We start from the raw sequence: 22,781 nt of genomic DNA, 5'->3' as shown, positions 1-22,781 counted from the left end.
AGACGCGCACGCGGTTTTCCCCGCCGGTAGCTTGGCTGATGTGCCTGACACGCCGAACGGCCGCCTGGCCAGCACCAGCGTGCCGATCCACCCCGACCTCGCGGCCCGTTGGAGCCCCCGGGCCTTCGACCCCGACGCCTCCATCAACGCTGACCAGCTCACCGCACTTCTGGAGGCCGCGCGCTGGGCAGCCAGCTGGGGCCACCGCCAGCCGGTGCGGTTCGTGGTCGGGATCAGAGATGACGAGACATTCACCACACTGGCCGGCCTGCTCAAGCGCGGCAACAGCTACGCCCATGCGGCCTCGGCGCTGGTTCTGGTGTGTACGGACCAGGGAGAAGATGCGAGGACGGCCTTATATGCGGCAGTCGACGCCGGAGCGGCGATCGCGCAACTGACCGTCGAGGCGGTGTCCCGCGGGCTCGTCGTCCATCCGATGGCCGGCTTCGACGTCGAGGGCGCCCGGGCAGCGTTCGGCATCCCGGAAGGCGTGCGACCGCTTGCCGTGGTTGCGGTGGGGACGTTGGGTGACTATTCCGAAATGGGAGAAGAAATTGCCGAGCGCGACGGCCGACCCCGGGAGCGGTTGCCGCTGGAGCAGATCACATTTGGCACGCGTTGGGGAATTCCGCTCGACTGACAAATTCGTACAGGATTGACGCTACCGTTGGATCCATGGCAGAGCACATCGACCTACTGCTCGACGCCCGACATATCAATCAGAGCGGTATCGGCACATATATCCGGACCGAGTTGCCGACCGTAGAGAAGACGCTGGCCCAACAAGGTCTTTCGCTCGGCGTGCTCATCGACGAGGGTAAGGAACCGCCACTGGACGGCGGCACCACAGTGGCATTCGCGAAGCCGTCGAACGCGGGGATGTACTCGGCGGGCGAGCAGCAGGTGTGGCGTCACGCCTTGAAAAGCCTTCGCCCGAGGGCGTTGTGGCTACCGCACTACCCCTTTCCACTTGCAATTCTCGGCCGTGGCAACAGCCATACGAAACTATTTGTCACGATTCACGACATCTTGCATCTGCAACCTCAGAGTGTCTCCGGGAAGAATTTCGCGTACCGCGCCTACGCGCGCGCGATGATCTCCATGGATGCACGGAGGTGCAGAAAGATCTTCACACCGTCACAGGCGACCGCGAAGGCTTTGGCCGAGGTATCGCCGAAAGCGCAGACGGTAGTGACGCCGATCCCGGTCGGAGAAGCCTGGCTCACCTCTTCGGACGCTGCGTTGACCCCCGTGGAGGGCAGGTACATCCTCTTCGTCGGCAATGCCAAATGGCACAAGAACCTTCCTATCCTGTTCGAGGCGTTTCGAGAGATCGCCTCGGAGATCCCGCAAAAGCTGGTGATCGCAGGCGCAGGTGAGTCGGTCCGAAACCTCGACGAGCGCCTTGTGGGCTACGCGACCGAGCTGGCCGACCGGGTTCAGATGATCGGGAGATTGGAGTTCGAGACGCTACGGGCGATGGTCGCAGGCGCAGATCTATTGGTAATGCCCTCCCTTTACGAGGGTGCTGGACTACCACCGCTCGAGGCGATGGCATCCCACACAGCCGTTTTGGCGTCGAGCATCCCTTCGTTGCGGGAAACTTGCGGCGATGGCGCCGAGTACTTCGACCCCTACGCCTACCGAACACTGGCTGAGCTTCTCCGCACATACTGCCGCGACGACACCGCCAGGTCAGGTTTGGTTGAGCGGGGGTGGGCTCACGTGAACAGCAGGCAGTGTCAGATCAAGCCCACCACCGCGGCGGAAACCATCTGCGCAGAACTTCTCGGGACGGGGCGGTGACCATTCCCAGGCGATCGGTCCTCTCCGTCCTGCCAGCTCTGACAGCAATGGCGGGTTTGGCACCGAGGGCGTCGGCCGCGCGGTCCGTGGTGAACGTCCGTGATTATGGGGCCAAAGGTGACGGCGATACCGACGATTCAACCGCAATCCAGGCCGCTGTCCGGGCAGTGCGACCGGGCAGCATCTTGTACTTCCCTAAGGGGCGCTACCGGTTCGCGGAGCCAAATCCCGATGGTGCGGCCGCAGTTGCCATCTCGGCAATCTCGAACGTAGAGATCAAATTCGATACCGGTGCCGAGCTCCTCATGGACAACCTGGACGACAAGGGCATGGGAGCAGGCCACGCAATCCTGATACAGGGTCCGGCGTCGCACATCTCTCTGAGCAACGTAAAGATTCGTTGGGCGACAAAGGCGCCCCGGTCGATGGGTGACGGCATCCGTATCGTCGGATACCCCGTCGACAACACGTCGCCCATTGGCTGGACCGGTCCGCCTGCACCGGTTGGCAACGTCCGGATCTCCCACTGCGAGGTCCAGTCCAGCCCGCAGGCAGGCGTCATCCTCATGGCGGTCTCCGACGTCAGCGTCACCGACCTGCGGGTCCACGACACAGCTGCCGACGGTTTGCATTTCAACGCGTGCCGCCGGGGACATGTCGACGGTTATACGGTCACCGACAATGGGGACGACGGCCTGGCACTGGTCACCTACTATTCCGATCAGCCGGCATACGACAGCGCAGCACAGACGTTTGCTTTCCCGGGCCTCACCGCGTGGTCAAATACCGATTTCACGATCAAAAATGTCACCGTTTCCGGCGGACGCGCCAACGGCGCTCGATTCGCAGGCGCCAACGGTGTGGTACTCCGCGGCCTGACCGTTCGGGGAAAGACGTATGGAGCCGGAGTCGTAGTGGACTCAAGTGCAGAGATCGACTCCGGCACCGATTGGCGGTACGTGGCTTCCCGCGGCCTGAAACTTGAGGGAGTCACAATCGCCGACTGCGAAATGGGCGTACAGGTACTGGCACGGTCAGGGGCTGGCGGCGACAGCAGATTCACCGAGTTCGGCGTTTCCGTCGTCGACGCGAGCATCCACAATTGCAGCAATTGGGCCGTGCGGGCCGAGTCCCTTACCGACCAATCGATCACCGGCTTCCGACTGACCGACTGTGTCGTGGACGCTACGTCCACCACCGGCGGCAACGGTGGAATCGGCTTGGGCCACACCCGAGACATCAGTTTCGGCAAGATCTCGGTCACGCACTCTCAGCCGATTGTCACCTTCAGCGCGAACGACACGAGCAATCTGACGATCTCCGCACTGCAACTCTCCATCAGCCGGGTCGGTCAATCCGACGACGCTCCGACGCCGAGCGCGATCTTCGACAATTGCGAAGGCGCGATCCACACGATGCGAGTCAGTTGGCCAGGGGCGCCCACGTCATGGACGCCCGTACAGATCAAGAAACAAGCCAATGTTGTCGACCGGACAGTTACGGCACAGCCGGTCGCCATCAGGAAGCTCTTGGTGCATCCGACCACTGTGGTCAACCACGTGCGCACGACCTAGGTCGTCCCCACGACACCTGACGGAGAGGAAACACATGGCACAACAGACCATCCGCAAAGCCGTCATTCCCGCGGCCGGCATCGGTTCACGCCTGCTGCCCCTGACCAAAGCCATCCCCAAGGAGATGTTGCCGGTCGGCGACAAGCCTGTCATCGAACACACGGTGCGAGAGCTGATCAACTCCGGCATCACCGACATCACCATCGTGGTCTCCGGTGAGAAAACATTGATACAGGAGCACTTTCGTCCGAATGCGACGCTCAGGGACCAGCTGCGAAGAGACGGAAAAGACGCATACGCCGACGCCGTCGAAGAAGTCGGGCAGCTGTCCGCCCGCGGCCACATCACCTATCTCCATCAGCACGGTCCATACGGCAACGGCACCCCAGTGCTCAACGCCTCACGCTCATTCGGCGATGAGCCGGTGCTCGTGCTCTGGCCCGACGATGTGTTCGTCGCCGAAGTGCCCCGCGCCCAGCAGCTGATCCGGGCCTACGAGCAGACGGCATCCCCCGTGTTGGCGTTGATGCCTATGGCCCCCGAGGACTCACGCCGGTACGGCGTGCCGGTCATCAAAGAGGATCTGGACGACGGGCTGCTGCGGATCACCGGCATCGTCGAAAAGCCGCAGCCGAACGAGGCTCCGTCCGACTACGCCGCAATCGGTGGCTACGTCATCACGCCCGGCGTCATCGACGAACTACGCGAGCAGACCAAACGCTGGTACGAGGGCGACCAGACCGGGGAGATCTACCTGACCGACGCCATCAACGCGTACGCCAAGGACCGTGCCGTCTACGGCCAAGTGATCCAGGGACATTGGTGCGATACCGGCAACCCCGCCGACTATCTGGTCGCCCAGTTCGCTTTCGCGTTGGCCCACCCCGAATACGGCCCGGTCCTCCGCGATCTGGCGTCGCAACTCGACGGACCGCTGTTGCACACGATCGCACACGAAATCGGAGGGGACAGGTGATGTCGGACAGCAGAATCGCCATTGTCCACGAGCGCTTCACCGAGATCGCCGGGTCGGAGCAAGTAGTCGAACAACTAGCGCTGCAATGGCCTGATGCTGAAATCTTCGCCGCGATAACCAAACCAGGCAGTATCCCGGACGGCATCACCCGACCTCCGCATGCAACGTGGCTGAACTCCGGCTACCGCCTTCTCGGGCAACGCTCGTATGCGCCGCTTGCGCCGCTGATTCCGGCAGCTTTCCGCCACATGGATCTGCACGACTTCGACGTCGTGGTGGTGAGCCATCATGCCTTTGCCACTCAAGCGGTGTTCGCAACGGATGCTCCGGTCATCGCCTACGTGCACAGCCCGGCTCGGTGGGCATGGGAACCCTCCATGCGCGCCCAAGAGGCGGGCGGGCGGGCCGGCGCGGCCGCCCTCGCTGTTCTGGGTCGCATTGCCAAGAGAGGCGAAAGTGCGGCCGCACCGAAGTTGCGCCACATCGTCGCCAATTCGACGGCGGTAGCCCAGCGAATCAGCCAATGGTGGAACCGTGATTCGACGGTGGTTCACCCACCTGTCGACACCGAGGGGTTTACCCCGGACCCGTCGGTCGAACGCGAGGACTTCTTCCTCCTCGCCGGGAGGCTGGTGCCGTACAAGCGACCGGACCTCGCGATCGCCGCGGCAACCCGAGCTGGTGCGCGGCTCGTGGTCGCCGGAGACGGGCGATCGATGAAGCAGTGCCAAGACCTTGCGGGTCCCAACGTGACGTTCCTCGGCAGAGTCCCACACGACCAGTTGCTCAGCTTGCACCGCCGTGCGCGCGCATTGCTCATGCCGGGGATCGAAGACTTCGGGATCGTGCCGGTCGAGTCGATGGCAACCGGCACGCCCGTGATCGCACTCGGGGCAGGGGGCGCACTCGACAGCGTCATCCCGGAGTCCACTGGGGCGCTCGTCACTCCGGGTAGTGATCACGAAGTCATCGACGGATTCGTCTCGGCCATGAAGACTTTCGATCCTTCGGCGTACGACGGCGCCCATATCCGAAAGTGGGCAGAAGGATTCTCGGAGGCCAACTTCCGGGCGAAGATGCAAAAAGTCTTGGACGAAGTGCTGGGTTGACGTATCCACCTTCGGGCGTCGAGTGAGCCGCGCCAAGCCCTAACCGATGCCCAGATGATTGGTGACCGAGGCCGGTGTCACCATCAGCGCCGCTATCTCCAACGAATGCGCCTTGAACGTCTCCATGGTGAGCTGAACCGGAATCCAGGATGCGGGTGCCTGCGGCCAACTGACCTCCATCGAGGTGATCCTGCCCTCGCAATTGTCGAAGTACGCGCACGGTATCGAGAGATCCTCGGGTTGGGTGGACTGGGTAACGGCCAGCTTCAGGGTGTCGACCGCCAGGCCGTGTGTGTTCTCCGCAAGGAATAAGACGGCTAGTTGGGAATGGGTAACCGAAACTCTGTCGAGAGTCAGCCCACGCGTGTTGCCGAGTCCCACGCCACCGTTGCCCTCGGACACCGATTTCGCGCCGACGGTACATGTGGAGAGTCCAAATCCGGTGACAGGTTGCGCCGTCAGTGATTCCGCCCGTACCGCCCAGTTGGTGCAATCGCGAATATCCACGTTGCTCGCGGTCACGTCGAAATCCGTGAACCGGTCGTCCGCGCGGGAACCCGGACGCGCAAGCACCTGGATACCCATCTCACAGCCGGAAACGGAGATGGCTTCCAGCCGCACGCGGCGAGAGGCCACATGCTGCCACTCGCTTTCCGCGGTGATGGCTGCCGTCGAGTCGACCATGACACCTGCTCCGCCGCGCTTCTCGGACACGTTCAGCTTCCGGAGCTGCACTCGATTGGCCCCAGAAAGTCGAGCTCCGTTGGCTCGTCCACCGGAAATTTTGACATCCGTGATCTCGAAATCGGCATTAGACCAATCCGTCAGTTCCGGGAAGGCGAAGGTCTGCTCATCCTTTTTGAAGAGAGGTGGATCGGAATACTCAGTCACCAGCGCGAGTCCGTCGTCCCCGTTGTCGGTGACGGTCAGTCGCTGGATGCGCGCGCGACGGCACGCGTTGAAATGCAGCCCGTCGGCCGCTGTGTCATGCACCTGCACATCGGTCATCTCGATTTCCGACACGCCGATGAGGATCATCCCTGCCTGAGGACTGGATCGGATCTCGCAACCAGATACGACCACATTGCTGACTGGCGCCGGCTCTCCACTCCAGCCGCGCGGTGGGCTGTCAAGCCCGATCGGATAGCCGATGATCCTGATCCCGTCGCCCAGTGAGCGCGGCGGCCGGGATGACCACCGAATCTTCACATTGCGTAGTGCGATGCGCGAAGCCGGACCGGTGATCAGGATTCCGTGGCTGGTCCCTGTGCCGTCGTCCTCATCGAGGTTGTCCATGACCAGTTCTGCACCACTGTCGAATTCGATCGCTACATCGGAGATTCCGGTGATCGAAATCGCGGCCATGCCGGGCGGGTTCTGCTCGGCGAACCTGTACTTCCCGCTCGGGAAGTACAGGGTGTCGCCCGACCTCAGCACTCGAACCGCCGCCTGGATTCCCGCTGAGTCGTCGGTCTCACCATCTCCGGTGGCGCCGTAGTCGCGCACGTTGACTGAAAACTCCCTCGTTGCCGGCACATACCCCGCCAATGCTGCCAACGCCACCGCGGATAGCACCGATCGTCGGGGGATGCTCACCGCTTCGCTCCGTCTGTCAACTCATACCAGCGGCTGTGTTCCGCTTCGACCCGAACGGCCAGCGTGCCGCGATCACCGCACAGCCCACCGTCGACAGCAGCAGGAAGATGACGAAGCCGTAGCTCACGATCTGGATGCGCCATACCTCGGAGAAGCAGTAGGCCAAGACGCCGCCCGATGCTGCGATCATGGTGTTGTAGCGGACAATCTTGGCCAACAGGAATCCGCAGAATCCGTAGAGGAGAAATGTGTAGTACCAGCCCCATGCCCCGAAATCGGCATAGGTGTCGGCGAATACGGAGTTCGTGAAGAAACTGGGTCCGAATGACGCGGAGTAGCCGTAGACCTCGTCACCTTTCCAGCTGTTGTCCTTGGACACCTTGTTGAACTGCAGGAACGTCGGCTCGATTGCGTTGAAGGAATCGACCGGATCACCGTTCTTCTCCCAGGTTCCCAGCATGATCGCACCCGCACCCCCGAGCGACACCTGTGCGGGAACAGACAGGTATGCACCCATCTGGAAGAAGTTCATCTCCGCCGGATTGGTGATGCCGGCATCGCGATAGTAATTGGCATTACGGAAATAGTTGAGCGCCGCCAGGAGAGAGAACCCGACGACGAGAATCGCGATCATCGCCATCCAAAGGCGACGCCGGCCACCGGGCCGGCGTGAGGGACTCGCTGTCTTTGCCCAGATCACGAGGTAAACGACGGTTGCCATCAATAACGACAACCGACTCGATATCACCGCGTCCAACAACAGCAGAGCTACACCAGCGGTCATCAACGGCCAACCGATGACTTTCTTCCGCCACAGGTAGATGCCCAGTGGAGCGGCGAGGATAGGGGCGTAGCGAAGTGTTCCGATGCCAGCGGATTGGGAGATGGACTGGCTGAACGCATTTGCCTGCTGGGAGGTCAGTGCGCCGAGGATCGAGGTGGCGCTCGCGATCTGGACGTAGGTGTAGCCGACGCCGACGGTTGCGATGGCCGATATCAGCAGGAAGTATCGCTTTTCGAAGCGTGGACTGGCCGTCGCTGCCATCACCCTTTGGCTGGGTGGCCGGCCCGCCGAACCGATCCGCCAGCCCAGGGTCGCCACCGCGACCATGGTGGCATACCACAGCACCAGCAGGACAATACCTTTCGGCTCGACCGATGAGGGTATCTGCCAGCCTGAGAGCTCGTCGAACGGACCGAAGCGGTATGAGCGGTTGCGCCAGGCCGCCAACGCTACCCATGCGGTGAAGGACATTGCGACCGGGCCCAGGATGAACAAGGCTGGGGTGAACCACCTCGGCATGACCGAAGTTGTTGCAGCCGAGCCTAATTCACTATTGAACACCATCGCCGCCGTTTGCCGACCGCCGACCGGATCGCAGCTTGCGGGCCACCACATCGACGGCCCCTTCGAAATCAGCGATATATCTGCGCGCCACCTGGCGGTACAACATGCCGGTGAAGATCTCGGCGATCACGAACGCGAGGAAGATGGCGATAGTCGAGTGCCAGACAAACATGAACGCCAGCCCGATCGCGAGATATGCCACTGTGCTGACCGCGCGGCACCAGAAGACGACGGTGGTCTCCCCCGCTTTTCGCAAGGCAGCGAACGGAACGGTGGACAGCAGCATCAAGCCCTTCCACAGGCAAGCCAGCAGCAGGGCGATCACTCCGACATTGCTCCAGGCGGGTCCGAAGACGAGCCGACCGAACCCACCGAAGGCTGCGATGAGGACAGCGACAAGACCCGCCACGAAGATCACGCCGACCATGGCTGCCTCACGCATGTTCGCGTGGGACAGCAGGCGGTATCTGCCGTAGGCGATGATCGGTTCCAAGGCACCCGACACCGTCGAGATGACTCGAAACGCCACCGAGGACGCCGGGCCCATGGCAACCAGCACGGCAGACGTCATGGCCGGCACAACGGCGCCCACCACCGCCGTCTCTGCCGTGACCCAACTGGCCTTGCCGAGGTCAGGTGGCATCCCCGAACGCCCGAACGGGGTACGTGGCAGGTAGCGCATCAATGTCGCGGCAACGGCACCCGCCGCCAATACCCGAACACTGTGGCCGTTGTGTCCGATAGCGAGTACCAGCGCAATCACACCGGAGACGATCAGGGTCATCGAGGCCACCGCTTCGCGTTTCCATCTGCCGCTGACCATTCCGATCGAGCGGCCCACCAGCATGCCGGTCATCAACCCGATCGCGCTGATGATCAGCACGGCCGGTATCGCGACAGCTGGCCCGAAGATCAGTAGCGCCCCCGATCCCACGCTCACCAAGGCGACCCATATCGGCAGGCAGAAGTTCTGGTCGGCTCCCGGTGTGGCGAGACGTCCTTCGATGATGAACGCATTGATCAACTGGGCTACATATACGCCCACGGTCAGCGCGAGCGCCAGAAAACCCTGCACCTCGATCGGCGCGAGCCGGGCGTAGACGGCGATGAAGATAGCGGGAAAGATGTTCAGGCCCAGTCCGGCGATGACCTGCACCACTGCATGGAACGCCTTGCTCTCAAGCAACCTTCCGGTCAAGGACACCTCCCGTTACGAGCGGCCGGACACTTAGTCGTCGGGGCTGTCAGCATGGTGTACCGGTCCCCGATCCGACATACGGCGGAAGTACCACCACGGCAGCGAGGTGAAGACTGCGCTCAGGGGGGCGTCGCTCGATGCCGCCGACGAGAGGGCGAGGTGAACTTGCTCATCGGTGTCGACGCCGAGGCGGGAAACCAGGACAAGGTCGGTGGCCGAGGCGATCGCCTCGGGAATCGATTCCGATGCACCTATCGGCCCGGCCTTCACGATGACGGTCGTCTCGGGATCCGGCCGGGTGCCCAGAACGTTCGTCAGATGCACCGGCCCGCGCTCGGCTGCGGCCAATTCCAGCACTGCCGCCACTGTGGAGGTCCCCGACGAAGGCGAAGCGCCGATGAGGACAATCGTCCGGCCTGCGGCCGGTGCGCCCAGTTGCGCATACAGCTTGCGACCGAGGGTGATTTGGTTGTCGCCCCACTCCGAGCGGGGTGGCTGTTGGAGATCGACCACCGGAATGAGGATGCGGTCGACAGAATCGGCCAGGCCAGATGCACCCGAAGCCAGCGTCACGCGTCCGGACCGCTTTCTGCGGGCCATAAGTATCAACGGGGCCAGCGCGCCACCCAAGAAGCCGCCGAGGACCGCACCGATCAGCAACCGGTGGGAGCTCACATAGTCAGGTGTCGGCGGCTCCAGCACTGGCAGCGTGCCGGCCTGCGCGGCCTGCAGCCGAATCCGGTCGCGCACCTCCCGTATTTTCTGGATTTCGTCCGGATTGTTCGCGGCCTGCTCCGACTGGTCCAGTCGCGGAAGGATGGTCTGCAGCTGCCGATCGGTTCGCGCCGCCACCTGTTGCCCATACAGGTCGATGGTTGTCTGCACTGCCCTGATCGCGTCGGGGCGCGAAGGGGAGGTGTTGGTGATGGACACCACCGATGAGCGCCCCTCCTGCACCACCTTCAGTTTCGGGGGCTTGGTGAGGCCGAGCCGCGCGCCGACCGCCTGCGCAAACCCATCGCCTGTCAGGTAGGCCACCTCGCCTGCCACATACCGTTCTGTGTTGTCGGGAAGGACGGGTGTCGATTGGACCGCCCCGCCGGCAATGGCCACCAGGTCCGGCGGTTCCTTGATCCGCACGAGCGCCGTTGCCGTCGTGTCCGCCGCCATCGCGCCGAACAGAAAGGCACCGAGAATCGCACCAATTCCAACGCCGACGAGTGCCCCGGCAAGCAACTGCGTGAACCAGTCGCGTGCCTCGAACTTCTTGGCAGTCGTCAAAGCATTTGCTGAGGCCGATACGTTCACTGCGGTCAATATGCACCTTTACGCTTCAGAACAGCGCCAACGGTACGCCAGATGATCACCAGATCCCCAACGACCGACCAGTTGCCGGCATACGACACATCGAGCCGGACCCGGTCCTTGTCCTCCAGGTCCGACCGCCCAGACACCTGCCACAACCCCGTCATTCCAGGTTTGACATGTTCCCGGTGCTCGATGAAGGCCGCGTCCGATCCCGCTTCTCCGACGGCCAGCGGCCGGGGCCCGACGACGCTCATCGACCCCCCGAGCACATTGAACAGCTGGGGTAACTCGTCGATACTCGTGGCTCGGAGAACCTTGCCGACCCTCGTCACACATGAATCGGAGGTTCGTTTGTGGAACATGCTGCCGTGCCGGTGGCTTTCCGGCTGCGCCGTCTTATCCGTATCCACGTACATGCTTCGCAACTTGATGATCTTGAACGGCTTGCCATTCATTCCCACCCGTTGCTGTTTGTAGAAGACGGGGCCCCGGTCATCGAGTTTGATGGCCAGCCCGGCGAGCGCGATGACCGGAAGCGCCACTACCAATCCAATGACCGACAGGACGACATCCAGCACTCGTTTGGAAACCATCGACATGGCGTCATGGGTGGGCTCTTCGACAACGAACAACGGCAAATTCTCAAGCGGTCGCAAGTGCAGCCGGTGGGCGGCCACCTCGGTCAATCCTGGGACGACGATGAATTCAGTGTTGATCGCCTGCATTCGCCACGCCAAGAACTTGACCCGCTCGGGCGCCAAATGCCCGGAATAGACCACCGCGAGAGTGTCGGCTCCCGCGGATTCCACCGCGGCCTCGATCTCACTGTCGTCGTTGAAACCGAGGATGGGAACGGATCCGGCGGGCAAATCGACATTTTGTCCGATCCGATCACCGGCGTCGGGGAAACATACGCCAACCACCCGGTACCCGGCACTCGGCGAACGAGCAAAGTATTCACTCAACGTACGCGCCGCGCCGGGTTCGCCCAACGCCACGACGCGGGAGATGTACTCGCCGTGTTTCCTGCGTCGGCGCACGTCGGCTCTCAACAGAAACCTGGCGAGGGTCAGGCCGAGGGCCCCGAACGCGAACGCGGCGAACTGCAGACGCGAAACCGGGTTGGAGAGGAATACGTCGGCCGTCGCGGTCAAGAAGAAGGTCGCGAACGTGGCCACCGCAACACGCCGAAACTCCTCGGCCTGCTGACCCACCAACGAAAGATCACGCGACTGCGTGTAACTGAGCGCAGCGAACCACAGGATGCCGACGAACGCGGCAAAAATCGTTGAATGCAGAGTGTCAGCGAACCCGCGGGTATGCCGCAACGATCCGAGCCATTCGGCAAGAATGCCGGTAGCCACAAGGACCAACACGTCGGCGAGCACCACCCGCCGGTGATACGCGGTTCGCCACCTACGGGCTTGGGCCCGCGCCTGCGCGGGTGCGACATCCGGACTGCCGAAAGAGTTGGCCTTCACCTCGGGTGACGTGGTCAGATGCTCATTCATCGGCGGTCCACCAGACGTTGGGTCGGGACGAAAACTCGGCATATGACATGTGGCCGTCTCCTTCACCCGCCACATTACGTCCCGTGATTATGGCCCGTAAGTTTTGGCTCGACAACGATTTCGGTTGCCGAACATCCGGGCGAACCCGACCGCTTGGCCCGCCACTCGCCGGTATAGTCCGACGCCAGTGTGGGTTTCCGCAAAACGGGAGAATCGTGAATCCGATCCGTACATCGTCCTCGCCCGATTCGGATTACCTGCCGCACATTGGGCGGACCGCCGCTCCGCGGCGGTTTACGCTCCCGATAAAAACATTCCGGCTGATCTTCGCGCTGCTCGTGGCCGCGAGTGCCCTCGCCGCGCCGGCGGCGGCGGACACCGAGCCCGGCACCGTCACACTGTCCTGGCCGTCCCTGGGCCTGCCCCGCACCATCAACCTCAACGCCCCGAACAGCAACCAAGATTTCGATGTGCCGGTACCTGCCGGGCTCGCCGCCGTCAGGCTGCACGGCCTGATCCATGCCCCGGTGAATCTCGGCGCAGGTTTCCTGGAGGTCTCCGACCCGAACGGCGGCTTTCTGGGTGCGGTGAATTTGCCGCCGGTGGCGGCCAATCAGGCCGTCACGCCCTTCACCGTTGACATTTCGGCTGCGCGCGTTCGGAGTTCAGCGATCGGACTGTCGTTCACGGTGCGCCAGGTGGATGGCACCGGCCAGATCTGTGGACCCATGCAACAGCTGCAGATCAGCGATCTGGAGGCCGATTTCACCGGAACGGAGCCGGCGCCCGCGACGGTCGGCACGTTCTTTCCGCCCGTGCTACAGCGCGTCACGGTCTATGCGCCGAACGACGCCGACGCTTCCGAACAACAAGCAGTGCTCACCCTGGCGTCGGCCCTGGTGCGGGAATACGCGCCCCAACCCCTCGGCATCACCGTCGTCAGCCAAGCGCGCGGGGCGACCCCGCCGCCGTCCGGTCAGTTCACCCGCGCCGTTGTCGTCGAACGTGGTCCTGCCGGCCTCACTGTCACCAATCCCGGTACCCCCGGAGTATTTCTCCGGTTGTCAGGTCGCGGCGATGAATTGACCGCACAGACATCGTTGATCGTCAACGAACTGCAGGCGCTGGCGCAGGTCGACACCGCCAGGGTCTACCAAGCAGGCAGCGACGCCAAGCCCACCATCGACACCATGACGTTCGACCAACTGGGCATGAAGGGTCGGGCCGAGGTGCTCCGGTCCGGGAACATCGCCGTCAGCACCGATCGCGCCGCCCTGGGCGCCGGCCGTATCGAGAGTGCCCGGGTGCATCTGCTCGCCCACTACACACCGGTGGCCAAAGAAGACGCCGCGACGGTGCTGGTGCGCGCCAACGGCATCGTCGTCCACACCCAGGCCCTCGATCCAACCGGCAGGCTCGATACAACCTTCGACCTGCCACAGCGGACGCTCACACAACAGGTCGCCCTCGATTTCGCCCTCACCTACAGCCCCCGTCAGTTGTGTGGGCCCATGATCGCGCCCCTCACCTTTCAGGTCGACCAGCAGTCGAGCGTGACCGTAAAGCGCGGCGGGCCGGCGCCCGGCGGGTTCGATTCCCTGCCATCAGAGTTCAGCCCGAAGTTCTACGTGGCGCTCGACGGGACCAGTCCGAACCAGCTCAGCTACGCCACGCGCGTGCTCACTGATCTGGCTCGCCAAACGAAAGCCCAACTGATGCCTCAGGTCGTGGACATCAAGGCGGCCGCCGGAGCTTCCGACTCGGCGCTGATCGTGGCAAACGCCAACACCCTCAAGCAGACAACGCTGAACCCACCGTTGGGCGGCACGGGCTCGGCGATCACCGTCGAACTGCCTACGCAGTTGCGCGCGGACATCAATCGGGGCCTCGGCTCGATTCAGGTTTTTGCCGACGAACCTCGCAACCGAACCGTCGCGCTGATCACGACCACTGATGCGTGGACCCTGGTGGATCCACTGATCGACTACCTCGACAGACCGGACATCGGCTGGTCGCACCTCACCGGGGATGTGCTGGCCGCCGGGGCGGCGGGCGTCCCGGTCGCCGCGTCCATCCGCGATGATGACAACGGATCCAGGCTCACCCCGTCGGATGGCCGAAGCCACGCACTCGAGATCGCCGGGGGCGTAGCACTGGTCGCGCTGGCGGCGATTGCCGGAATTGGGTTGTGGCGGCGCAGAACAAGGAGATCTGTTGATGCGTAAGGGATTGGTGTTGCTCTCCGCCGCCATGGTGGTGCTCGCTGGTTGTGGATCGCCGTCCAAACCCAATTCGGATTCCGGGGAGGAGGCGCCGCACAACCTCGGCTCTGTTCCGCTGACGAATGTCGTCGACCCTGTGCGCAACGCCGCTGCATCGATGGACGTCGTCACTCACATCTCGCGCTCGGGCATCGATGACACTCAATCCCAGGTGACAACTTCGGTTTTCGTCCCAAAGGGCGATGCGCCGGAGGGCGGATTCCCGATCGTCGCGCTGTCCAACAGAACTACCGGCATTGCACCGGAATGCGCGCCGTCTCTTTCACCCACGCTGCTGGGTCTCGCGCCAACGATAGAGGCGTTGCTGAAGGCACACTATGTCGTGGCGGTTCCGGACTTCCAGGGTCTGGGCAAGCCTTCCGATGAGGACGACGGCAACCAATACAACCCGTATCTGGATTCGACTACCGCCGGCTACAACATTGTTGACGCGGTCCAGGCAGCCCATGTCGCGGTGCCGCAGTCGTCGGCGTCCTGGCTGCCGATGGGGATCGGAGAGGGCGGGCAAGCCGCCTGGGCGGCCAATGAGCTCGCGGACAACTACTCCTACGAGCTCGAACTCGCCGGCTCAGTCAGCATTTCGCCGATATCTGACATCGACGGACTCTTGGAAGCCGCGAAGAACGCCACGTTGAGTAACGAGCAGAAGGTGATGCTCGCGAGATTCCTTGCCGGCCTGGAAGCCGCGTACCCGGACGCGATCCACCTCGACGAGTTTCGCCGCGGCGCCGCCCAACAGCACTGGGACGCGCTTCTAGCCTGCCAGTCCGATCCGACCGCGGAGCAGGTCGCCGGACAGATCCCGGCCACGGACCTGCAACCGGCCGACGCAGATGCCGCATCTACGCTGCAGGGTTTCCTATCCAAGGCCACTCTGCCGCAGGGGCCGACACGAGCGCCGATGCTCGTGGTCTACAACGATGGCGATCCTTTCAGCCCGGGTACGTGGACCGATACCGCGCTCACGGCGGCGTGCAAGTTGGGCGACACCATCACGATCCGGAAAAACCCACAGCCACAGCCTGATTCAGCCGAGACACTGGCTTGGATCGGTGACCGATTCAAATCGGAGGCAGCCCCGAACGATTGTGAGGGCCGAACCAAATGAACCTGTCCCTGACCAACGGCTTGATCCCGATAACCCTCCAACTGCTTGCCCTGATCGCGATCGTGGTGTCGATCGGCCGCGGCCGGTCCCGGGAGTGGATGCGGCGCTGGCTGCTCACAGCCGTACTTGTCGGCGTGGGCCTCGCCGCCGCCGCTCGACTTTTCGTACGCGACCAAGGCTGGTCCGCCGAGGCCATCGCTTTCGGAACCGTGTTCTGGACGGCGATGCTGGGATTCAGCGCAACGATCCTGATCGCCGGCTGGGGCGGCAGTGCGTGGTGGCGCCGGCTGGTATCGGTGCTGTCCGTGGTGTTGGTTGTCGTGTGCGGGTTCGCCGCGCTCAACACCGCCACCGGCTACCTGCCTACCGTCAAGGCAGCTTGGCTTCGGATTACTCAAACCGAGCCCGAACAGTGGATCGATGAATCCCAGCTCGCCGCACTTCAACAGAAGGGAGAGGTACCGACCCGCGGAACCGTGGTGCGAGTCGACATTCCCGCCGATGCATCAGGTTTCGCGCACCGCACCGAAGTGGTGTATCTCCCGCCGGCCTGGTTCGCCAGCAATCCACCACCGCAATTGCCGGCCGTGATCATGATGGGTGGCGAGTTCAATCATCCCAACGACTGGCTCCAGTCGACAAGCGCCCTGCAAACACTGGACGACTACGCCGCGCTGCATCACGGCAACGCGCCCATCTTCGTATTTCCCGACATCTCAGGTAAGTTCAGCAATGACACCGAATGCGTCGACGGCACCCGCGGTAATGCTGCCTCACATCTGACCAAAGACCTGGTTCCGTACATGATCTCGCGTTTCGGGGTCAGCCCGAAGGCCGAGAATTGGGGTCTGGCCGGCTGGTCATCGGGCGCGACCTGCTCCCTGGTCACTGCGGTTCGGAACCCCGACATGTTCAGCGCCATCGTCTGGCTCGACGGCACCCTCGGCCCCAACGCAGGCACCAAGGACCAAACTGTCGCACGGCTTTTCGGTGGAGACGAGAAGGCCTGGGCAGCGTACGACCCCAAGACCGTGATCACCCAACACGGCCCGTACGACAACATGGCGGCCTGGCTCGGCGTCGCCGATGACACGCCGACCGTCCACCGCGACGCCGGTACCACTCCACCGCCCCCTGACGCCGTCGAGGATTGGGACACCTTCTCGGAGGAACACGCTCCCAACGCCAATAAGCTGTGCACCCTGCTCAGCGGTTACAACATCGAATGCTCGGTTGTGGGTTACACCGGCGACCATGACTTCCAGTCGGCCGGCGCGGCCTTCGAGGCATCCCTGCCCTGGCTAGCCAGTGAGCTCGGCACTCCCTATGCGCGGGACAGGGCGCTGCCCGGGGCGGACGGAAAGTAGCTCACCCCCACAACACCTCCAGCGAGGTGACCGACTGACCGAGTGCTCGGGCACTCAAGGCCCGCAGGGCACGCCGTTCGACGACCTCGAAGCTCGCCCCGACATGCTCGTGCAAGGCCTTGCGGCCGGCATCGAGCTGATCGTCCAACAGGAGATCGACGATCTGGAGGTGTTCGGTGATGGTGGCGGCCACCCGCTCCTCGGTGACGAAGTCGTACATCCGGATGAGCCGGATGCGCCGGTTGACGTTGTCGAGCGCGGCGACCATCGCCGAATTGCCCGATGCAGTGCACAACGAGATGTGGAACGACTCGTCCATCAACACCATGTCTGCCTCTGGCGGTGGTGGACTGGCTTCCAGTACGGCCCACTCGGCCCGCAGCGCGGCCAACCGGTCCTTGTCGTAGCGCAGCTCGTCGGTTTCCAGAATTCGGGCGATGCCGCGAAGTTCGATCGTGATGCGCAGCTCGTAGAGGTCTCGGACGCCCGCGATGTCCAGGGCCACCGGGTAGTACCCGTCGGAGCGCCGCTCGAGCATGCCATCGGCGTGCAGCCGGACCAGGGCTTCACGCAGCGGTGTTCGGCTGACGTCGAGCGTCCCGCAGAGTTGGGACTCGACAAGCCGGGTGCAGTGGTCGATCTCACCGACCATGAGCTTCTTTCCCAGGTCCACATAGACCCGGTCGCGCAGCGATACCGGTTGCTCGACCCGCGTGCCGGTCACTGCAGTTCCTTGAGCGCGGCCACCACATCGGAGCTCGGGGCGTGCGCCCCGAAGACACCGCCCTGCATCGTGATCATGTTGAGCGCCGCAACGTGGTTGGCGTAATCGGTGGCGCCGGTGGCGTCCGAGACGACGAGGCATTCGTATCCGCGGTCGTTGGCGTCGCGCATGGTGGTGTGCACGCACACGTCGGTGGTGATGCCGGTCAAGATGATGTGGGTGATGCCGCGGCTGCGCAGCACCAGCTCCAGATCGGTGGCGTAGAAGCTGCCCTTGCCCGGCTTGTCGATCACGGGTTCGGCTGGCAGGGCGGCCATCTCGGGGACCAGTTCCCAACCCGGTTCACCGCGGGTCAGGATCCGGCCGCACGGGCCCGCCGATCCGATCTCGGCTCCGATCTGGGCCGAACGCCAGCGCTTGTTGGCCGGCAGATCGGACAGGTCGGGCCGGTGCCCCTCCCTGGTATGGATGACGAACAATCCCGCCGCGCGGGCCGCAGCCAATACCTCCTGCGCCGGACCGAGCGGGGTTCGCACCAGCGACAGGTCATACCCCATGGTGTCGACGTAGCCGCCCTCCCCACAGAAGTCGACCTGCCAGTCGATGTTGATCAATGCGGTCCGGCCGGCGGGGATATCGCCGTCGTACGGCCAGACATAGGGCGCGGCCTTGATGGTGACGGTCATGCCGGCTGCACCACGGCCGACCGTACCGGCAGATAGGTGAGGGCGGTGAATGCCAGGCCGCCGATCACCATCGCCACCACCGCGTCGGAGAGCTGAGGCGCATAGAAGTGCGTCAGCAACGCTCCTGCAGCTCCGATTGCCCACGCCGCGAACGGTTTCCAGCACAGCGGTGCGATGGCCCGCCGGTGCGCGAACACCAGCTGGTCGAGGATGAGCACGATGCCGATCGGGGGCACCAGCACACCGAGGATGTTGAGCCACGTAGCGAAGTAGGCCCAGATGCCGGCGACGGCCGCGACGGTTCCCACCACACCGAGCACGATCGTCAACTGGCGCATGGTCTTTCCGGTGATGTTGCCGAATCCGACTGCACCGTTGTACAGGCAGTGCGCGCACACGCTCCCGAGGTTGACGAACACGAACACGATCGCCAGAGGCACCAGGATGCCGCCGCCACCGACCAGCACGTGCAGGAAGTCACCACCTGCCGTACCTGGTGCGGCCGCGGCACCGAGTGCGACCACGAACGCCCCGGCCAACTGAGCGATCAGGTAGGCGATCGGAAAAGCGGAGAACGCCGCCAGCGCGGCTTCCCTGCCGTTGCGCGCCCATCGCGTGAAGTCCGCGGTCATGGTCCCGGAATCGGCGAAGCACGCGAAAACCATTGTCACGGCGACACCGAAGCCGAAGGCACCCACCCCGGCGCCGCCGCCATAGGAGCGCGCGGAGCCGATACCGTGATCGGCCGCCGCCAACACCACGGCGACGATGCCGAGCGGGATGAACAGCACCGACGCCACCACCCCGATCCACGAGATGGCCCGGATCCCGACGAACGTCAGCGCCACGAACAACACCCCCGCCAGCAGGGTGATCCACGGTGCACTCCACCCCATGGACAGGTTGAGCGTGGAACCGACCATGCCGGTCTGGAAGGCGAACCAGCCGATCACCAATGCGGACAGGAACGCCGACACGATGCGAAAGCCTTTGGTTCCGAAGGTGTCCGCCGCAGTGAGTGCGAAGTTCTTGCCCGAGCGCCCGGCGAGGTAGCTCAGCATGCCCACATAACCCATCAGGATCAGGTCGCCGACTGCGATGGCGACCATGCCCATGGCGAAGCCCAGGTTGTAGACCACGATGCCGGCGAACACGGCCGAGGTCATGATCATCGGAAACCCGACCCACACCGCGGACACCGCGAACAGTGACTTGCGGGCCGACACCGGGACGGGCTGGTTCTCGTACTCCTCACCGAGCGCCGAGTGTTGTTCGGCGTGCGCTGTATCCATGGCTGTATACGGTGCGGTATACGGATTTCTCCGGCGTTTCTGTCGATGAACGTTCCGTAACGGGGTGCTCACCGCCGCGCGGCACCGAGCTTTACGTCACCGCAACACAACGAGCCGGTCCACGTAACAGAAACGTCGTCAACTCCCAGTGATCGGCCCGCCCGGGCCGCCACCCCCAGGAGATGTTGATGGATACAGGAACCACGGCGTTCATGCTGTGTTGCATCATCGGCCTCACGCTGATGATCCCCGGCCTTGCCCTGTTCTACGGCGGCATGGTCTCGGTGAAGAGCTCGACCAACATGATGATGATGACGTTCGGCGCAGTCGCCCTGGTGGGTGTGCTGTGGGTGCTGTTCGGATTCTCGATGGTCTTCGGGACGTCCTACGGCGGATTCGTCGGCAGCGTCACCGAATTCGCCGGCATGAAAGACCTCATGGAACCCATGACCACGGTCGCAGGGCTTCCGGTCAGTTTGTTCTCCATCTTCCAGGCCCTGTTCGCGGCCATCACCGTCGCGCTCATCTCGGGCGCGGTCGCCGACCGGATGAAGTTCGGCGCCTGGATGATCTTCGCCGCCGCCTGGGCGGTCCTGGTGTACTTCCCGGTCGCCCACTGGGTGTTCGCCTTCGACGGTGTCGTCACCGAGAACTCGGTCGGCGGCTGGATCGCCAACAAGCTGCACGCCATCGACTTCGCCGGCGGCACCGCCGTGCACATCAACGCCGGCGCGGCCGCCCTGGCCGTGGCGATCGTGCTCGGCAAGTCCGCGATGTTCGGCCAGCTGCGTAAGCCGCACAACGTTCCGCTGACCCTGCTGGGCGCCGGCATGCTGTGGGCCGGCTGGTACGCCTTCAACGGCGGGTCCGCCCTGGCCGCAGGCAATTCCGCGGCGATCGTAATGGTGACCACCTTCGTCGCCACCTGTGCGGCCACCCTGGCCTGGATCGGCGTCGAGAAGCTCAAGGACGGCCACGTCACCGGCGTGGGCGCCGCCTCGGGCGCAATCACCGGCCTGGTCGCCATCACCCCGGCCTGCGGTGCGGTCACCCCGATCGGCGCGATCTTCGTCGGTGCCATCGCCGGGGCGATCTGCGTCTACGCCGTCGGCTTCAAGGAGAAGCTGGGCTACGACGACTCGCTCGACGTGGTCGGTGTACACCTGGTCGGTGGCGTGGTCGGCACCCTGCTGATCGGCTTCTTCGCCAGCGAGGGCATGCCCAACGCCACCAACGGCCTGTTCTACGGCGGCGGATTCGACCAGCTGTGGAAGCAGGCGATCGCGGCCGGTGCGGTAATGGCCTATTCGTTCGTGGTCGCCTTCGCCATCGCGTTCGTCCTCAAGAAGACCATAGGTATCCGGATCTCCTCCGAGGAAGAGGAGAAGGGTATCGACGCCGCGTTCCACCGAGATTCGGCCTACGAGCTCGAATTCGCCTGACAGTCAGTTCGATTCCCCGGCCCGGCTGCCGTGGACCGCTCCCACGGCAGCCGGTGACCGGGGATTCCTCGGCTTGCCGATGTTTCCTACTGTGATACTTTGATTCATATAAAGAGACGAAAGTGCTGGTGCTATGCCCTCCGATCTCGCCACCCTCGCCGAACAATCCGGCACCAAGTTCATCCTCGCGCTGTTCGTAGACTTGCGCGGAAAGCCTTGCGCCAAACTGGTTCCCGTTGAATCGGTAGAGCTGCTGGCCACCGACGGCGTCGGCTTCGCCGGCTACGCGGTCGGCGCCATGGGCCAGGAACCCAAAGACCCCGACCTCATCGCGATCCCCGATCCGGCGTCCTTCACCCCGATACCGTTCATCAAAGAGGGCCTGGCCCTGGTGCACTGCGACCCCCACGTCGAGGGCACACCGTGGCCGTACGCACCGCGGGTCATCCTCAAGGGACTGATCCAGCGTGCCGCCGACGCCGGATTCGAACCCTGGGTCGGCGCCGAGGTCGAGTACTTCCTGCTGCGCCGCAACGCCGATGGCGCGCTGGCCACGGCCGACGCTGCGGACACGGCCGCCCAGCCCTGTTACGACGCGCGCGGCGTCACCCGGATGTATGACCACCTCACCGCGATCTCCACCGCGATGAACACGCTGGGCTGGTCCAATTACGCCAACGACCACGAGGACGGCAACGGACAGTTCGAGCAGAACTTCGAATTCTCCGACGCTCTGACCACCGCCGACCGGGTGATCACCCTGCGCTACCTGTTGTCGATGATCGCTGCCCAACGCGACATGGTGGCCACCTTCATGCCCAAACCGTTCTCCGATCGCACCGGCAGCGGCCTGCACCTGCACATGTCGCTGACCAGCGGTGGGAATCCGGTGTTCCCTGCAGGATCTGCCGATTCCGACGAGCGGGGCCTCGGCCTGTCCGAGACGGCGTACGCCTTCATCGGCGGGATCCTGGACCACGCCTGTGCGCTGCAGTCCGTCGTCGCCCCAACCGTCAACTCCTACAAGCGAACCGGTGCCACCTCGACCGCGTCGGGCGCCTCGTGGGCCCCACGCAAGCCGAGCTACGGTGGCAACGACCGCACCCACTACATCCGGGTGCCCGACAGTCAACGTATCGAATTGCGCGGCGGTGACGGGTCGGCCAATCCGTATCTCGCGATCGCCGCGTCGCTGGGCGCGGGGCTCGACGGCGTCAAACGCAGCCTCGACCCGGGGGCGGTGGGCGCCCAGGGACCGGCGGCACTGCCACCCACGCTGCTGCATGCCATCGAATCATTGGAAACCGATTCGATCGTCACCGGCGTGCTCGACGTCGCAGGCGACGGCGTCGCCTCCTACTTCGCCGACGTCAAACGCGCGGAGTTCTTCGCCTACCACGGCACCGTCTCACCGTGGGAAATCGACCAATACCTGACGGCGTTCTGAGAGGAGA

Annotated in this window: 18 protein-coding genes; 10 read left to right on the top strand and 8 right to left on the bottom strand. The window is 63.8% G+C overall.

What is annotated here, in order from left to right; translation table 11 throughout:
* The first annotated feature begins 40 nt into the window (after positions 1-40).
* From ACZY08_RS07130 to ACZY08_RS07110, 5 genes are all read left to right on the top strand, one after another.
* Positions 41-640 carry a nitroreductase family protein gene (locus ACZY08_RS07130; RefSeq protein ID WP_463743839.1) on the top strand — a complete coding sequence of 200 codons (600 nt, stop codon included), beginning with the start codon at positions 41-43 and terminating at the stop codon, positions 638-640.
* 35 nt (positions 641-675) lie between these two features.
* The gene (locus ACZY08_RS07125) at positions 676-1,806 is read left to right on the top strand and encodes a glycosyltransferase family 4 protein (protein WP_463743838.1); all 1,131 of its coding nucleotides are present in this window, start codon (positions 676-678) and stop codon (positions 1,804-1,806) included.
* 89 nt (positions 1,807-1,895) lie between these two features.
* Positions 1,896-3,380: a glycosyl hydrolase family 28-related protein gene (locus tag ACZY08_RS07120; RefSeq protein ID WP_463743837.1), complete on the top strand. Its 1,485-nt coding sequence runs from the start codon at positions 1,896-1,898 to the stop codon at positions 3,378-3,380.
* A 34-nt stretch (positions 3,381-3,414) separates the two neighbouring features.
* Positions 3,415-4,356, top strand: a complete 942-nt coding sequence (locus ACZY08_RS07115; protein WP_463743836.1) for a UTP--glucose-1-phosphate uridylyltransferase — start codon at positions 3,415-3,417, stop codon at positions 4,354-4,356.
* Positions 4,356-5,465: a glycosyltransferase gene (locus tag ACZY08_RS07110; RefSeq protein ID WP_463744182.1), complete on the top strand. Its 1,110-nt coding sequence runs from the start codon at positions 4,356-4,358 to the stop codon at positions 5,463-5,465. Before ACZY08_RS07115 ends, ACZY08_RS07110 begins: the two co-directional genes overlap by 1 nt.
* Positions 5,466-5,504: 39 nt before the next feature.
* On the opposite strand, the gene ACZY08_RS07105 is transcribed toward ACZY08_RS07110, so the two are convergent.
* Genes ACZY08_RS07105 through ACZY08_RS07085 form a run of 5 tightly spaced genes read right to left on the bottom strand, consistent with a single transcriptional unit; the run spans position 5,505 to position 12,426 of the window.
* Positions 5,505-7,028, bottom strand: coding sequence for a glycosyl hydrolase family 28-related protein (locus ACZY08_RS07105; protein WP_463743835.1), 1,524 nt, complete (start codon positions 7,026-7,028; stop codon positions 5,505-5,507).
* Between the two features lie 49 nt (positions 7,029-7,077).
* On the bottom strand, positions 7,078-8,364 hold the full coding sequence (locus ACZY08_RS07100) for a hypothetical protein (protein ID WP_463743834.1): 1,287 nt from the start codon (positions 8,362-8,364) through the stop codon (positions 7,078-7,080).
* A 31-nt stretch (positions 8,365-8,395) separates the two neighbouring features.
* Complete coding sequence (locus ACZY08_RS07095; RefSeq protein ID WP_463743833.1) at positions 8,396-9,613, bottom strand: MATE family efflux transporter; 1,218 nt, start codon at positions 9,611-9,613, stop codon at positions 8,396-8,398.
* 24 nt (positions 9,614-9,637) lie between these two features.
* A complete protein-coding gene (locus ACZY08_RS07090; RefSeq protein ID WP_463743832.1) occupies positions 9,638-10,888 on the bottom strand; it encodes a hypothetical protein in 1,251 nt (416 codons plus the stop codon).
* A gap of 32 nt (positions 10,889-10,920) precedes the next feature.
* Positions 10,921-12,426, bottom strand: a complete 1,506-nt coding sequence (locus ACZY08_RS07085) for a sugar transferase (protein WP_463743831.1) — start codon at positions 12,424-12,426, stop codon at positions 10,921-10,923.
* Positions 12,427-12,764: 338 nt separating this feature from the next.
* On the opposite strand from ACZY08_RS07085, the gene ACZY08_RS07080 reads away from it, so the two are divergent.
* Genes ACZY08_RS07080 through ACZY08_RS07070 form a run of 3 tightly spaced genes read left to right on the top strand, consistent with a single transcriptional unit; the run spans position 12,765 to position 17,183 of the window.
* Positions 12,765-14,651: a hypothetical protein gene (locus tag ACZY08_RS07080; RefSeq protein WP_463743830.1), complete on the top strand. Its 1,887-nt coding sequence runs from the start codon at positions 12,765-12,767 to the stop codon at positions 14,649-14,651.
* A complete protein-coding gene (locus ACZY08_RS07075; RefSeq protein ID WP_463743829.1) occupies positions 14,644-15,816 on the top strand; it encodes a lipase family protein in 1,173 nt (390 codons plus the stop codon). The genes ACZY08_RS07080 and ACZY08_RS07075 overlap by 8 nt, the downstream gene beginning before the upstream one ends.
* A complete protein-coding gene (locus ACZY08_RS07070) occupies positions 15,813-17,183 on the top strand; it encodes an alpha/beta hydrolase (RefSeq protein WP_463743828.1) in 1,371 nt (456 codons plus the stop codon). Before ACZY08_RS07075 ends, ACZY08_RS07070 begins: the two co-directional genes overlap by 4 nt.
* Position 17,184: 1 nt before the next feature.
* Here the strand turns inward: ACZY08_RS07070 and ACZY08_RS07065 are convergent, their stop codons facing one another.
* From ACZY08_RS07065 to ACZY08_RS07055, 3 genes are read right to left on the bottom strand one after another with little or no spacing between them, the layout of a single operon-like run.
* Positions 17,185-17,907, bottom strand: coding sequence for a GntR family transcriptional regulator (locus ACZY08_RS07065; RefSeq protein ID WP_463743827.1), 723 nt, complete (start codon positions 17,905-17,907; stop codon positions 17,185-17,187).
* The gene (biuH, locus tag ACZY08_RS07060; RefSeq protein WP_463743826.1) at positions 17,904-18,593 is read right to left on the bottom strand and encodes a biuret amidohydrolase; all 690 of its coding nucleotides are present in this window, start codon (positions 18,591-18,593) and stop codon (positions 17,904-17,906) included. Before biuH ends, ACZY08_RS07065 begins: the two co-directional genes overlap by 4 nt.
* A complete protein-coding gene (locus ACZY08_RS07055) occupies positions 18,590-19,885 on the bottom strand; it encodes a cytosine permease (RefSeq protein ID WP_463743825.1) in 1,296 nt (431 codons plus the stop codon). Before ACZY08_RS07055 ends, biuH begins: the two co-directional genes overlap by 4 nt.
* Positions 19,886-20,073: 188 nt before the next feature.
* Between ACZY08_RS07055 and ACZY08_RS07050 the strand changes: the two genes are divergently transcribed.
* Positions 20,074-21,327 (top strand): ammonium transporter, encoded by a 1,254-nt coding sequence (locus ACZY08_RS07050; RefSeq protein WP_463743824.1) that lies wholly within the window; start codon positions 20,074-20,076, stop codon positions 21,325-21,327.
* Between the two features lie 133 nt (positions 21,328-21,460).
* Positions 21,461-22,774 carry a type III glutamate--ammonia ligase gene (glnT, locus tag ACZY08_RS07045; protein ID WP_463743823.1) on the top strand — a complete coding sequence of 438 codons (1,314 nt, stop codon included), beginning with the start codon at positions 21,461-21,463 and terminating at the stop codon, positions 22,772-22,774.
* Positions 22,775-22,781 lie beyond the last annotated feature (7 nt).

It is taken from the genome of Mycobacterium sp. IDUB_9 (assembly GCF_055419505.1).
Note: the sequence above shows the minus strand (reverse complement) of the source record. Positions and strands in the feature narration are given on the sequence as shown.